General features: G+C 63.1%; 11 protein-coding genes. 2 read left to right on the top strand and 9 right to left on the bottom strand.

Going from position 1 to position 15,032, the window contains the following annotated elements:
- Nucleotides 1-269: 269 nt before the first annotated feature.
- Both QYH69_RS06415 and QYH69_RS06410 read left to right on the top strand, forming a co-directional pair.
- Nucleotides 270-1,409 carry a phosphotriesterase-related protein gene (locus tag QYH69_RS06415; protein WP_308831043.1) on the top strand — a complete coding sequence of 380 codons (1,140 nt, stop codon included), beginning with the start codon at nucleotides 270-272 and terminating at the stop codon, nucleotides 1,407-1,409.
- The gene (locus QYH69_RS06410; protein ID WP_308831042.1) at nucleotides 1,406-2,173 is read left to right on the top strand and encodes a glutamine amidotransferase; all 768 of its coding nucleotides are present in this window, start codon (nucleotides 1,406-1,408) and stop codon (nucleotides 2,171-2,173) included. Before QYH69_RS06415 ends, QYH69_RS06410 begins: the two co-directional genes overlap by 4 nt.
- 44 nt (nucleotides 2,174-2,217) lie before the next feature.
- On the opposite strand, the gene QYH69_RS06405 is transcribed toward QYH69_RS06410, so the two are convergent.
- The 9 genes from QYH69_RS06405 to QYH69_RS06365 form a co-directional block, all read right to left on the bottom strand.
- Nucleotides 2,218-2,736, bottom strand: a complete 519-nt coding sequence (locus QYH69_RS06405; RefSeq protein WP_308831041.1) for a GNAT family protein — start codon at nucleotides 2,734-2,736, stop codon at nucleotides 2,218-2,220.
- A gap of 55 nt (nucleotides 2,737-2,791) precedes the next feature.
- The gene (locus QYH69_RS06400) at nucleotides 2,792-3,358 is read right to left on the bottom strand and encodes a GNAT family N-acetyltransferase (RefSeq protein ID WP_308831040.1); all 567 of its coding nucleotides are present in this window, start codon (nucleotides 3,356-3,358) and stop codon (nucleotides 2,792-2,794) included.
- Nucleotides 3,359-3,694: 336 nt separating this feature from the next.
- Nucleotides 3,695-5,266 (bottom strand): methyl-accepting chemotaxis protein, encoded by a 1,572-nt coding sequence (locus QYH69_RS06395; RefSeq protein WP_308831039.1) that lies wholly within the window; start codon nucleotides 5,264-5,266, stop codon nucleotides 3,695-3,697.
- 247 nt (nucleotides 5,267-5,513) lie between these two features.
- Nucleotides 5,514-6,146, bottom strand: coding sequence for a response regulator transcription factor (locus QYH69_RS06390; protein WP_308831038.1), 633 nt, complete (start codon nucleotides 6,144-6,146; stop codon nucleotides 5,514-5,516).
- A complete protein-coding gene (locus QYH69_RS06385) occupies nucleotides 6,143-8,035 on the bottom strand; it encodes a PAS domain-containing protein (RefSeq protein ID WP_308831037.1) in 1,893 nt (630 codons plus the stop codon). The genes QYH69_RS06390 and QYH69_RS06385 overlap by 4 nt, the downstream gene beginning before the upstream one ends.
- Before the next feature lie 285 nt (nucleotides 8,036-8,320).
- Complete coding sequence (potE, locus tag QYH69_RS06380) at nucleotides 8,321-10,579, bottom strand: putrescine-ornithine antiporter (protein ID WP_308831036.1); 2,259 nt, start codon at nucleotides 10,577-10,579, stop codon at nucleotides 8,321-8,323.
- A gap of 31 nt (nucleotides 10,580-10,610) precedes the next feature.
- Nucleotides 10,611-12,401, bottom strand: coding sequence for a SulP family inorganic anion transporter (locus QYH69_RS06375; protein WP_308831035.1), 1,791 nt, complete (start codon nucleotides 12,399-12,401; stop codon nucleotides 10,611-10,613).
- Between the two features lie 39 nt (nucleotides 12,402-12,440).
- Nucleotides 12,441-13,862, bottom strand: a complete 1,422-nt coding sequence (locus QYH69_RS06370; RefSeq protein WP_308831034.1) for a DUF2252 domain-containing protein — start codon at nucleotides 13,860-13,862, stop codon at nucleotides 12,441-12,443.
- 13 nt (nucleotides 13,863-13,875) lie between these two features.
- On the bottom strand, nucleotides 13,876-15,018 hold the full coding sequence (locus QYH69_RS06365; RefSeq protein WP_308831033.1) for an AI-2E family transporter: 1,143 nt from the start codon (nucleotides 15,016-15,018) through the stop codon (nucleotides 13,876-13,878).
- Nucleotides 15,019-15,032: the final 14 nt, after the last annotated feature.

Genomic DNA, 15,032 nt, shown 5'->3' with positions numbered 1-15,032 from the left:
AAGCGCTTTACCTCGTCTGATGCGATTGAACGTAGCCATATCTCGCGTGTCAAGCAGTTCAAAATAACCGGCGTGCTAGTGTTTTCCCGAACTCGCGAATTGGCCGAGCACCGAAAACCCCATGAAACATGCGATGAAATGCTAATGGACACGAGAGCCGAGGCCAGCCGCAATCTTTTTGTCCGGTTGACATCGGTGCCTACATCGACATACCTTGCCGTGTAAAGCGCTTTACTCGATTCACCTGACTGCGCGCTGCGAGGCTATCGATGACCGAGTCCCAACCTGTGTCGCGACCGACCGCCGCTTTGCCGATCGGCGTCGACAGCGGCTATGTGATGACCGTCTGCGGTCCTGTGCCCGTCGACGAGATGGGCGTCACGCTGATGCACGAACACATCCTGCTCGACGCATCGAACAAATGGGTGCCGCCGTCCTGTTGCGCGGGGCGTCATATCGGCGAACAGAAGGTGCACATCGGCATTCTTGGTGCGCTGCGCATGAACCCGCTCATGAATCGCGACAATTGCCGGCTCGTCGATGTGGACCTCGCCGTCGACGAACTGATGAAGTTTCGCGAGCGCGGCGGCACGACCGTCGTCGATCCGACCAACATCGGCATCGGCCGCGACCCGCTCGCGCTACAGGAGGTTTCGCGTCGCACGGGGCTGCACGTTGTAATGTCGACGGGCTTTTATCTCGAGTCTTCGCACCCGCCCTATGTGCGTGAACGGAGCATCGAGGAACTGGCCGGGCAGTTGATGTTCGAGGTCGGCGCGCTCGAGCAAAGGCCTGACGTTATCGCCGGGGTGATCGGCGAAATCGGTGTGTCGGCAGCGTTCACCGCGGAGGAAACAAAATCGCTGCGCGCGGCCGCGCGCGCAAGCGCCGCCACCGGCGTACCGCTGTCGATTCATCTGCCGGGCTGGGCGCGCCATGGTCACCGCGTGCTCGATATTGTCGAAGCAGAAGGTGCGGACCTGCACCATACCGTGCTGTGCCACATGAATCCGAGTCACGCCGATCCCGGTTACCAGCATGCGCTTGCACGGCGCGGCGCATGGCTCGAATACGACATGATCGGCATGGACTACTACTATGCGGACGAGGACGCGCAGTCGCCGTCGGACGAAGAGAACGCGCGCGCGATCCGGTCGCTGATCGATGCCGGCTATATCGACCGGCTGCTGATGTCGCAGGACGTGTTTCTGAAGATGATGCTGACGCACTACGGCGGGTTTGGCTATGGCTACATCCTCGAGCACTTCGTGCCGAGGCTGAGGCGCCACGGCGTGACGGACGAGCAGATCGATACGATGCTCGTCGCGAACCCGGCGCGCGTGTTTTCACGCCGTGCATGCGCCGGTGAAGGCGGCGCTCATTCACGGATTGGAAAGGATATCGAATGAAAAAGAAGATCTTGCTGGCCGGCGAATCGTGGACCTCGACGGCCACACATGCGAAGGGATTCGATCAGTTTGCGTCGATCACGCATCACAGCGGCGCGGAGCAGTTTCTCGCGCTATTCGAACAGGGCGACTATGCCGTGACGCATATGCAGAGTCACGACGCGCAGACGCAGTTCCCGTCGACACTCGCGGCACTTCGCGAATGGCATGCGGTGATCCTGTCCGACATCGGCGCGAACACGCTGCTGTTGCATCCGGACACGTGGATCAAAAGCCAGCGCACCCCGAACCGGTTGAAGCTGCTGCGCGACTACGTGGCCGCGGGCGGCGGCCTCATGATGATCGGCGGGTATCTGAGTTTCCAGGGCATCAATGGCAGCGCGCGCTTTCGGCACACGCCGGTCGAGGACGTTTTGCCCGTGCGTTGCCTGCCCTATGACGACCGCGTGGAGGTGCCGGAAGGCTTCACGCCCGAACCCGTGACCGATCATCCGGTGCTTCGGGGCATCGATGGCGCATGGCCGCATCTGCTCGGCTACAACGAAGTGGAGCTCAAATCCGACGCGACGCTGATCGCACGGGTGCCGGATACCGGGCATCCGCTACTGGCCGCCGGCGAATTCGGCGCCGGCCGCACGCTGGCCTGGACGAGCGATATGTCCGTGCATTGGCTGCCTCCCGAGTTCTCGTCCTGGAATGGCTATGCGCGGCTGTGGCGTAACTGCTTCGACTGGTTGACGCATGGCGAGGGCGAGCCACGCTGATCGCACTGGCTGCGTGTGCGTGCGCCGACGCATGTGCGCGGTTTCTATCCGCAAGTCTCGATCGAGTCGGCGAGCACTGCCCATCGTTCATGGTCTTGCCATTCGCCGTTGATGCGCAAATAGCGTGGTGAGAAGCCTTCCTTTTGAAATCCGAGTCGGCGTACCAGTGCTATTGACGCGCGGTTAGCCGGCTGGATATTGGCTTCGAGCCGATGCAATCCCAACTCGCCAAAAGCATGGTTGACTGCGCTTCCCACCGCTTCGGTCATCAACCCTCTGCGGCTGAATGCGGCCATTCCGTAGTACCCCAGATAAGCGCTGTGAAATGCCCCTGCCACGATTTCATTGATATTGACGACACCGACAATTTCGCCAGTGGTACGCAACCGGGCGACAAGACCGATGTTTGGTCCAGTCAGGCAGCGCGCGAACCAGGCATCGAAGCCAGCTTGATCCGTGAATGAGGTAACCCATGGGAGGTGATAGCGCTGATTGTCGCGATTAGCCGAAATCAGATCGGCAGCATCATCGCGAAGCACACGACTGAGTCGAATCGAACTCATAGTTTGCGAAAGCCCCGAAAGCCTGCTTGGGAATCGCCACGCCTGCCGACCCGCATCACGCCCAGATTGCGTTCGATTCGGCGGATGGCGGAATCTGCAACGTCATCATCACATCGTCCACCATTCGCCCCATCAGCCGGAAACGATCACGCCTGCGGCCTGATTCGGCAAAGCCAAACCGCTCATACAAGGCGATGGCTGCGGCGTTCTCGCCGAATACGAACAGATCAATCCATTCGATGCCGTGCTCCGATGCAAAATCGAGCGCGAGGCGCATCAACACGGTTCCGATTCCCCGGCGTCGAAAACCCTGCTCGCATCCGATACCGAGCGTCATTCGATGGTTTTCGGAAGGAATGTTCGACCCCGAGAGATCGAGGTGGCAGACGATTCGCCGCGCCGGATCCTGTACGGACCATGCGCGCATCCAGCCGGGCTCCCGGACCGGCACGACGAGGCTGCTCTCGAACCGGCCTTGTCGTTCGGGCGATGAAGCGCCGGGCGCCTCCTCGAATGGCGAGAACAAGGGTTGTCCATTGCGCCCGGACTCCCTGAACAGGCGATCGATATGTTCGGCCCAGAGCCTGAAGTCTTCCGGTGTGACGGCAACGATATCCGGCATGGCAAGGTGCTTTTGTTTTTAACAGCCTTGGGCGTCGACAAGTCGGCTGGCGACCGTCTCGCGTACCGTGAATGTCGGGTTATAGCCAATTTCGGTGTTTATCTGCTTTGTTCGCATGGACGCTGCCTGCAAGCGCGAAAGTTATAACAGAGGTCAATAAAATCGGCTAGCAAGCAAAAAGATGTTTGAACCAACTGACATGCGCTGCGAGTGCGATCTTGGCATAGGGCGCGCGAGCTGCTTTTGAACCGGGTCCGGATTGTCAGCCAGCACTTCGCGCCGCGCGCACGATCGGGACGTCCTCGCGTATCGCGATGCATTCGCACATCGGGCGCGTCACGCGGCCAGCATCCGTATCGCGGGCTGCGCTGCCGCATCGAGCCGGAACGCGTTCACGGCCGTATCGAGTTCGGTGCCCTGATCCTCGAGCGAACGCGCGGCGGCCGCCGCCTCTTCGACGAGCGCGGCGTTACGCTGCGTGACCTCGTCCATCTGCATGATCGCGCGGTTGACCTGCTCGATGCCCCTGCTCTGCTCCTCCGACGCGAGCGCGATTTCGCCGATCACGTCGGCCACCTTGCCCACCGCGGCCGTGACTTGCGAGATCGCTTCGCCGGCTTCATTGGCAAGCGACGACCCAACGTGAATCTTTTGCACCGAAAGCGCGATCAGGTCTTTGATCTCCTTCGCCGCGCTCGACGCGCGCTGCGCGAGGCTGCGCACTTCACCGGCGACGACGGCGAAGCCACGTCCCTGTTCGCCGGCGCGCGCGGCTTCGACCGCAGCGTTCAGCGCAAGAATGTTGGTCTGGAACGCGATGCCCTCGATGATGCCGGTGATCTGCGCGATGCGGTCCGAACTCTCGTCGATTTCGCTCATCGTGCCGACGACCTGGGCTACCACTTCATGCCCTTTGTGCGCCAGTTGCGCCGCGCCGCCGGTCAGCGTGCTGGCCTGTTTCGAGCTGGCGGCGTTGTGCTGTACCGCCGTGGTCAGTTGCTCCATGCTCGACGCCGTTTCTTCGAGCGACGCAGCCTGCTCTTCCGTACGCGACGACAGATCGGCATTGCCCGCCGCAATCTGTGCGGCGGCCGTGCGGACCGAATGGCTCGAACCTTGCACCGTGTGCAGCACGGTCTTGACGCGCTCGATCAGCTGATTGAACGCTTCGGCGGTCTGGCCGATTTCATCGCGGCGTTCGACCGGCGCGCGCAACGACAGATCGAGCGAGTGACTGACCGCGGCGAGCGTCCGCTGCAAGCCGGAGAGCCCGTTGCGGACACGGTTGAACAACCGCCAGGCCAGTACGCTCGTGAATGCGAAGACGGCCAGTGCGGTCAGCGCGAGCGTCCAGACCGACGCGGTAGCGGCACGCTTGCCTTTGGCGCCGAGCGCGATCGCCTGTGCAATGTTGTAGTCGGTCTGGTTCTTCAGGCCTTTGACCACAGCCGCGGTGGCCGGCGTCAGCGGCGCGAGCGCGGCGTCGAGCTGGCTATCGTCGAGCGCGTGCGAAGTCTGTTCGATGAATTTCGCCTGAACCGAACGATATTCGGCGAGATTCGCGGCATCGGCTGCGAGGAACGCCTGGTCCTTGTCGTCGATAACGTGGTCGTGCGCGTAGCGCGCGAGGATTTCGTCGAGGCGCCGATGCGCGTCGCTAATGCGCTGATCCCTTTGCAGACGCAACTGCGGATTCGAAGTCATCGCGCGCGATAGCGTGGCTGCACGGATTTCCGACATCTGCGCGGTCGCTTCGGCGAGGTCGACGAGAGCCGGTACCGTGTTGGCTTCGACATACGCGTAACGCGCCTCGGAACGGGTCAGTTGCCACAAGCCATATCCGGTAATGAACAGAAGTGCCAATAGCGCGACTGCCAGTGTCAGCGCCATATTCTTGATGATTGTCACGCCTTTCCCCGCGAGTTTCTCGAATGCAATGTTCTGGTTTTGTAAGCGCGATCGAATCTGCCACTCTGCTTCGGGCAAGCCGATCCGCAGACGGCAAACTATCCGCGCCGCATGCGCGCCTGAAAATCAGGCGGGCCTGATTCCGCTGTAGGGCGTTCCTGATACGCGTATCGACCGATGACCACATTGCAGGGCATGGCGGCCAACCGCGCCGAAGGGCGAACCGCAACGAGCGGCGCAGCCGCGCTTAGTCGACGAGCCGATGCGACACCGCGTAGCGCACGAGTTGCGCGTTGTTGCGGCAGTTCAGCTTCTGCATGAGGCGGGCTTTGTGCGTGCTGACGGTCTTGTTGCTGATCGCGAATTCCGCTGCGATTTCATTGACGCCGAGCCCGCGCACCAGCAGACGAAAGATCGCGAATTCGCGCGCCGACAGCCGTTCGTGCGGCGCGCGTTGCAGCGCTTCGCCTGCATCGAACACCATGTGCTCGGCCAGTTGCGGATCGATAAAGCGGCCGCCGGCCGCGACCTTGCGAATCGCGGCGAGCAGCGTTTGCGGCTGGTTGTCCTTCGTCAGATAGCCCGCCGCGCCCGCCTTGAGCGTGTAACGCACGAAATGGAGTTCGCTGTGCATGCTGAGCACGAGAATCGGCGGCGCCGCTGCGTGCGCCCTGATGTGCTCGATCAGGTCGACGCCGCTGATGCCGGGCATCGACAGATCGAGCAGCAGCAGGTCGGCCGACGTGCGGCGCAGCGCGGCGAGCACGTCGCCGCTGTTAGCCGCTTCCCCGACCACTTCGAAGTCCCGCTCCAGCGCGAACAGCTGTTTGATCCCTTCACGCATGATGGCGTGGTCGTCCGCGATCAGAATGCGGATCATGAAGCCTCTGACGATCCAGTGGCAGGAATGCGAATGCGCAACGTCGTGCCCGTGCCAGGCGACGTAAGCAAATCGAAAGTGCCGGCAAACATCAGGACCCGCTCCCGGATGCCCACCAGCCCGAACGAGGTCGGCTTCTTTTTCGTCGCATCGAAACCGATGCCGTCGTCGCGGATTTCGAGCAGCAAGCCTTCCGCTTCGCGCTTGAAAAGCAGGCATGCACGCGTGGCACGCGCGTGCCGCATGATGTTGCGCAACGCTTCCTGCGCGATCCGGAACAACGCGGTCGTCTCGCATTCGCGCAGCGCGACGGTGGACAGATCGGTATTGAATTTGCACGGAATTCCCGACTCGGCGGTAAATTCCTGCACGAGCCATTCCAGTGCGGGCAGTATGCCCAGGTCGAGCGCAACCGGACGCAAGCTCGTCACCGCGTTGCGCACCACCTTGATCGCGCCGTCGACGTGGCCGACGATCGAATTGACGCGCTTCGTCAGCGCCGGCATGTCCGCGCCGAATTCGAGGCTCAGCACACTCAGTTGCATCCGCACCGCAAGCAGCGACTGCGCGAGGCCGTCATGCAGTTCGCGTGCGAGGTGCTTGCGTTCTTCCTCGCGCGCCGCTTCGCTGCGGCCCGCGAGTTGCCGGATCAGGTGCCGCGATTCCTCGACGCGCATTTCGGCCAGTTTCGCTTCGGTTACGTCGCGGCTGATCGCAATCGCGCTCACGATCTCGCCATCGGCATCGCGTTCGGCCGCAATGCGCACCGAGTTGTAGGTGCGCGAGCCGCCCGCCACCGTCCAGATGCCCGATACTTCGTCCGGTTCGCCCGAGGTCAGCACGCGGCGAACAATCGCTTCGTAATCTTCGACAGCGATGTCGCACATCCAGGTTTCCCTCAGCGGAGCATTCAGCACCTGGCGGGCCGACAGATGGAGCTTGCGCTCGAAGGCAGGGTTCACGTAGATGCGTTCGCAATACCGGTTATAGCGAACCACGCTGTCGGGCAGATTTTCGGCGAGCGTGCGGAATGCTTTTTCGCTTTTGCGCAGCAGGTCTTCGGTCCGCTTGCGCGCGCTGACGTCGACCGTCGTGCCGATGTATTCGACGATGCGCCCGTCCTCGTAAGACAGCGGGCGCCCGGTGCCGAACATGTGACGGATCGTTCCGTCCGGAAGCACGATCCGGTATTCGCATTCGAACGCGCTGTTCGCTTCGACCGCCCGTCGCACGATGTCGCGCACCATCTCGCGGTCCGACGGGTGAATGCGCCGCCGGATCATGTCGAAGTCGGGTGGCGTGGCGGCGGGCGTGTAGCCCAGAATCCGGTAGTGCTCCTCCGACCACACGAGCGTAGCGGACCGGATATTCCAGCGCCAGCTGCCGGTCCGGCTGATTTTCTGGCCTTCGGCGAGAAACGCGCTGCTTAGCCGCAGCTGCTCGGCAACGCGCAGATATTCGGCGTTTTCCCTTTGCAGTGCTGCGTTCGTCGAGGTCAGCATCGAGACTGTCCGCGCGAGCCGCCGGTGTGCTTCGCGAAGCGAGCGCGCGGTGCGGTGCTGCAACGCGCCGAGGCAGCCGATAAACGTCGCCGTGAACGAAAACATCATCATGCGCGGCAAATCGGTAGGATCGACATGCAGCGAGTGCAGCGGCTGCACGAACCCGTAGTCGAATGCGACGAGCGACACCACCACCGCCCATGCACCCGGACCGATGCCGCCTAGCCACGCACTGAGGACGATCGCGCACAACGACATCGTGGCGGCAGCGGACACGAAGTGCTGCGACAGCCAGTACGCGCACGCGAAGGAGACGGCCACGAAACAGGTCGCCGCGACGTATCGCGTGGCCTCGGTTCTGAACGGCCAGACTGCTTCGTTGTCCATTTCACCTTTCCGTACGAGAAAACGAGCGTGGCGACGCAATGGAAGACAGGCCCGATCGGAACAGAACGGGACGGTGGCTTATGCCGGGAATATCGGATGTCCCCGTTCGCGCTTCAGGCGATCCGACGACTCGCGCCCCAGCTGAAGGGCGCGGGACACAGGCGCGGTTCGCAACGCGACCGCGATGATAGCCGAAACGTCACGCACGGGTGGTCGCGGCCAGCGAGGCCCGGCTCCACCGATCGGTGCGCGCGCGTCTGTCTCACGCGCGCCCCGCCGCGCATATCATTCCGGAAGCGCCACCAAACGGAAGAAGTTACGCGTCTCGGTGTCAGGCTCTCCGAACCATCTTCCGTACAGGCCGGGAAATTCGGGCGCTCTGAACAGACGGCTAAGGGTTTGGTCTGCCTGCAGACGCAAGTCGTCGGCCGAGCGCGCCATTGCGATTGCGACCGGCAACGTCGTGAAGCGTCGGTCCAGTATAGTCAGATCGCGCGCAGCCGGACTTCTGCTGACGGCAGCGAGCAGCAGCGAGCGCTCCGCGAAGAACACGTTCGCCTTGCGGTCGATCACCTTCTGCACGCCCGCCTGGATCGAGGGGACCGTGACGACGGTCGATGAGATCTCGAGTTCGCCGAGTTTCCCCGCGAGCCAGCGTTGGGCCGGGGAATCCGCCACCACCGAAACGGTCTGCCGCGACAGCAGTTGCGCGGGCGACGCGCGCCAGGTCGGATGCGACGGGCCCGAGCCGGTCAGGACCTCGCGGAGGCCGGTGGGCGCATCGCGGCGCATCAACGCGCTGATACCGCCCGAGTAGACCGGGATCGAAAACGACATGCTGTTCCGGTTCGCAAGTGTGTCGGCGGCACCGCACAGCAGATCGACTTCATTGTCGCGCACGGCGCGCGTCTCGTCGCCCGGCGCAAGCTCGACCCACCGCACCTTGATTGGAGCGGTTCCGGGTCCGCTCCCGATCTGTTCGGCAATCCGCCTGCACAGCGCGGCCGTATAGCCGGCCACCTGCCCCGCATCGTCGATGTAGGCAAACGGACGCGCGTCGCGCAGATAACCGATGCGGATGCTGCCCGATTGCCGGATGCGCTGAAGCGTCTCGCCCGACGCGCCGCCCGACGCGCCGTCCTGCGCATGCGCAGGTTGCGGCACCAACGCGGACAGCACGAACAGCGCAATCGCCAACGCCGCGGCCGCGGGTCCGGCTATCGCGCCCGCTCTCGAACCCGACACGTTCAGGCGCGAGGCGACGAAGCCGTAGACCGCATAGCCGATCGCCATGACCAGCATGCCGCCGAGCACCGCATCCTTGCCCGAGGCATAGACCGCGTAGATGGAATACGCAAGCGCCACGACGGTCACCGCCGCGTTGAGCCGGTACTTCGCCTCTCCCACACCGGCGTTGCGCATCATGACGAACAGCGCCGACAGCGAAATGATGTAAGGCAGCACGTTGGTCACGACGGCGAGATTGACGAGTGCCTCGAACTGTTCGGTGAGGCTCGGGGAAATCGTCGACAACGCCATCAGCGATTGCACGACGCCCATGATCACCATGCCCGCGATCGGCGCGCCCAGCGCGTTTGCCTTGCCGAAGATCGCGGGGAACATGCGCGTGTCGGCCGCGTCTTTGGCCGTCTGCGCCAGCGTGAACTGCCATCCGAGCAGCGAACCGACGCACGCCATCGCGGCCAGCGCCATGACGATGGAGCCCACCGCCGGGCTGAACATGTGCGCAAATGCGAGACCGAACGGCCCGGTCGATCTGGCGAGATCGGCATTCGGTACGATGCCCTGGATCACGGCCGTGGACAGGATATAAACAACGGCCGCGCCGAGCGTGCCGAACATGCATGCGAGCGGAACGTCGCGTTTCGGATTGGCGACAGCCGACGAATTCTGCGCCGCCGACTCCATGCCGAGGAACGCCCACAACGTGAGCGAGATGCTCGAACTCATGCCATCGAAGATCCGCAGCCCATTCGGATTCCACGCAGCCGCGAACGTGTCGCCGCGAAACCAGAACCAGCCGGCCACCGAGATGAAGCCGACCGGCAGGATCACGCCCCATACCGTCACGGAACCGATGCGTCCCGTTATCTTCGGTCCTCCGAAATTGGCTACTGTGGTCAACCACAGCAATCCGATCACGCCGGCGCAGGTGAGCGCGGGGGACGACGTCAATATCGGGAAAAATGCGGCCAGATAGCCGAGTGCCGAACTTGCGACGGCCACGTTCGCAATCGCGATCGACAGGAAATACAGCAGAAAAACCTGGAAATAGCCGTCACGCCCGTAGGCATCCTCCGCATAGGCGGCCATGCCGCCCGTGCGCTGATTGAAGAGCCCCGCCTCCGCAAAGCCATATGCGATCGCGAGCGACCCGATCGCGGTGACGAGCCATGAGAGCAGCGAGATCGCCCCCACTTTCGCCATGTTGGCGGGCAGCATGATGATGCCCGATCCCATCATGTTGACGGTGACGATGAACGTCAGCTGTACGACGTTCATCTTCTTCGGTTGGTCAGCCATGTTAGCTCTCCCTTCATCGGAGCAGGCGGCGTCAGGCCAGCTTGCCCCCGCCGGGCAACGTTCCCGGCTCCGCGTCCGCCGGCATCGCGGACTGCGCGTCGATGTCGCGCGCGAATGTTTCGATTTCGTCGTCAACGGACGCTCTTCGCGCGAACTCTCCGGCCTGCTGCTCGAGTCCCTCGGCGCGCAGAATGTCCCGCGCGTAGGCATGTGCCGAGACGATGCGCAGAGCGATGCCGGCGTCGGCAAGGCCGGCGCGCAGCGTCGCGAGCATGCGCGCACCTGCGATATCCACGGTCGGACAACTGGACAGGTCGCAAATCACGAGCTTCACCGGACTCGCGCTCGAACGGATCCTTTTCCAGACCGTCGCGCGCACATGTTCGGCGTTGAAGTAAAGCAGCGCCGCTTCGGCGCGGAAGATCAGCACGCCGGGAATTTCCTCGTTTTCCGGATGGCGGTCGAGGTCCGAGTACTGGTGCGTGCCCGGAATGCGTCCGAGGATCGCGACGTGCGGACGCGCGGCCCGTCTGATCAGCATCAGCATCGACACCAGCACCGCGAATATCACGCCTTTGAGGATGCCGAGCATCAATACCGCCGCAAACGCGATGATCGATACGAGGAACTCGTAGCGGCTCACGCGCCAGACGTGGCGCAGCTCGCGGATATCGACGAGCCCCTTGACGGCCACGAGCACGATCGCCGCGAGCACGACGCTCGGCAGATTGGCGAGCAGGTTCGAAAGAAAGATCAGGCAGAGGCCCATCGCTATAGAAGCGAACACGAGTGCAAGCGGTGTCTTCGCGCCTGCCTTGTCGTTGACCGAGGACTGCGACAGGCCGCCCGCCACCGGGTAGCCTTGAAACAGGCCCACGCCCAGATTGGCGGCGCCGAGCCCGAGCAGTTCCTGGCGAGGGTCCACTTCGTAGCCGTTCTTTTGCGCAATGGCACGGGCGGCCGACACGCTCTCCACGTAGGACAGCAGCAAACACGCGAACGCAAGCGGAACGATGCCGTCGACGTCGCGCACGCGCAGCGCCGGAAAATGAAAATCGGGCAAACCGGGCGGCAATGCGCCGACCACCTTGAACCCCATTCCGGCAAGCGGCGTCACAGAAAGAAGCACGATGGACAGCGCCACGACAAACAATGCAACGGGGCGGCCCGGCAGATATTTTTCACCGAGTATCAGCAGCACCAACGCACCGAGACCGAATGCAAGCACGATCAGATGCGTATCGGGAAGCTGGCCGGCCAGAATCGCAACGCGTTCGAAGAACTGCTCGCCGCCGCCCTTGACGCCGAACAGCTTCGGCAGTTGGGTCAGTGCGATGGTGAACGCCGCGCCCGCCTTGAAGCCCAGCAGTATCGTTTCGCTGATGAAGTTGACGAGCGAGCTTAGCCGCAAGATCCAGGCGAGCCCACACATGAGCGCAACCAGAATCGCGGTCATTGCGGCAATCGAGGCGAAGCGCGCGGGATCGCCGCCGGCCACCTCTACGACCGTGGCGCCGACCAGCATCGAAATCGCCGAAGTCGGCCCGATCGCCAGTTGGCGCGACGAGCCGAACAGCGCATAACAGAGCCCGCCCGCCAGATAGCAGTAAATGCCGTATTGCGGCGGCAAGCCGGCCAGCGTTGCATAGGCGAGCGACACGGGCACGCCATACGCCGCGAGCGTCAGGCCCGCCACGATATCGGACGTTAGCCACTGCAATCTGTAATGCGGCAGCCATTGCATCGGCGCGACGATCGCGCGCCAGTTTTTTGCAGGCGCCGTATCGGCAACGTCAGCCACGGAAATCTGCTCTTGAGCCATCGTCCCCTCCTGCGCAACATGGTCGCGGCACCGTAACCGCTATGCGTCCGCCGTCGCCTCGATCCGGCCGCGCCGGATCGCCTGAATGAACTCGCGGTAGTCGCGCCGGTTCTGTGTGCTGTATTCGGCTGCAAACTCGGTGATCGCGTCGTCGAATGTCTGGCCGGAGCCCATGTAACCGGCGATCGTTGCCGCATCGCCCGAACGCGCGTGAGCCCGCGCGAGCGCATGCGCGCACATGCGCGCGTATTGCCGCAGCAGGCCCGTATCGAGCGATTCGATGACGACCGACATTTTCATGTCGCGAAGCTGGCGCACATAAAAGTCACGCCCGTTCTTCGCCCGGCTCCAGCCGAGAAACACATCGCTGGCCGACTGAATGATGCGCTGGCCCGCAATCACGCGCTGACCGTGATTCGGGTGGACGCTCGCGCCCGCATACGGCTCGAGCACCGACGCCCTCGCCTCCTTGACCTGCAGAAACAGCGGATCGTTGTCCGATGCCATGAACAGCCCCACCGCGCACATCGTTCCGACGCTGCCGACGCCGACCACCTTGATCGCGAGATCGGCGAAATGGAACCTGTCGAACAGCACGCGCACATGTTCGGCGAGGCTTTGGCGGTAAAGAGCGATCGCTTCGGCGTAACCGGAGTCGATACCGGGCGCGAGCTCCGCGCTGGGATGGAAGATCAGCGGCAGCTCGTCCTTGATATGCGGTTCCCCGCCTTCTTCCGTGACGAGCTTCGGATACAGATAGTCGGGCACGGTCTTGCGGCGCTCGATTTCGATGCGCTCGGCAAAACGCTTGCGCGCGGCTGCGACGAGCGCCGGATCGCCCGACCGGTCCTCGTACTTCTGCATGTCGATGCGGTCGTACCAGACATCGAGCGCGCGCATCGACGCGTAGTCATGCATGCGTTCGCGGTATTGCCGCACGAGATCCGCGACGATGCGAACCATATCGCCGTACGAAAACTCCAGATGCTGCGCGGCAATCGCCGCGCTCGCGGCGAGCCGCTTCAGGTCCCATTCGAACGGCGCAGGCAGCGTCTCGTCGAGATCGTTGATGTCGAAAATCACATTGCGCTCGGGCGTCGCAAAGCCGCCGAAGTTCATCAGGTGAGCGTCGCCGCATGCCTGCACGCGGATTCCGCTCGTCGGCGTCGTGGCGAGGTCGGCGGCCATGATCGCAGCCGAGCCGCGATAGAAGGCGAACGGACTCGCTGCCATGCGCCCGAAGCGAATCGGGACCAGTTGCGGCAAACGGCCCTCGTTCGAGTCGTCGAGCAGGTCGACGATATCGCGGCGTTCCGCCGGTGCGGTCCATCCGGCCTGCGATGAACGAGGCACGAGGTCGCGAATGACGCGGCCTTGCGCCGCCCTTTCGTCAGGCGTGCGGTACGGCGCAGTCTTCTCGCGTGCATTGCCCGCGTGTTTGCGTGAAACGGCTTTGTCCATGACGTCCTCCGCGTCACTTCGCTTCGACTTGTCGAGCCGCGCCATGACTTTCCACGGCATCGACGCTCTGCTCCGGCAAGACAGCGGCAGACTGGTCCCTGACCCACCGCCAGAACAGCTGATACCCGACCGCCAGCATCACGGGACCGATGAACAGGCCGATCACGCCGCCCGACACCATGCCCCCAAGCGCGCCGATCAGCACGACCGGCATTGGAACGGCGACGCCTCGTCCGAGCAGCAAAGGCTTGAGCACGTTGTCGGCGAGCCCGGCCACGAACACATAAACGGCGAACACGATCGTCGCCACGCTGATGCCTTCGGTGACCATCACAAAGACGATCACCGGGACCGTGATCAACGTAGCGGGCAATTGCATGATGCCGATCAGCAATACCGCGAGCGCGAGCAATCCCGCACCGGGAATGCCCATTGCCACGAAGCCGGTACCGATCAGCAGCATCTGGATGAAGGCGATGCCAACCACCCCCTGGGCCACGGCGCGAATCGTAGCCGTGCATAGATCGGCGATTTTCTCGCCGTTTTGCGGGCCTGAAATGCGCGACGCGATCTGCACGGCGTTGACGTGACACTGTTCGCCATGCGCCATGAACAGACCCGCGATCACGAGCGCGACGAAGAAAATCACGAGCCCGGCTCCAAGCCCCGTGACCGTGCCGAGCACGACAAGACCGGCTTCCTTCAGTTGAGGCGCGAATCTGTGCGCGAGCCCCATGAGATCGGTCGAACCCTGTTGCCAGAACGCGTACACGCGCTCGCCCACCAGCGGCCATTGCGCGACCGACTCGTCGGGCGGCGGTATCTGTATGCCACCGCTCCTGAACGCGGCCATGACATGCTGGATCGATTCGGCCACGGCGACGCCGAGCATGAAGGTCGGCACGAGAATCACGCAGAATGCGACGGCGACGATCAGCGTGGCGATAAGCCCTTCCCGGTTCGGCAGACGCTTGCGCAAGCGCACCTGCAGCGGATAGAGCGTAATGGCGAGAATCAGCGCCCACGCCATCAGGTTCAGAAATGGGACGAAGATTCGAAAACAAAAGATAGCGAGCACGGCAATCAGGCCGGCGCGAATCAGTACGTCGAGCATTTGCCGGGATAGCGCCTGCTGCGTTCGCGGTGTGGTGAGCATCGGTTCCTCCATGA

The organism is Paraburkholderia sp. SARCC-3016 (assembly GCF_031119615.1).
In the GTDB taxonomy this organism is placed as follows: Bacteria; Pseudomonadota; Gammaproteobacteria; order Burkholderiales; family Burkholderiaceae; genus Paraburkholderia.
This window is presented reverse-complemented; position numbering and strand designations above follow the sequence as displayed.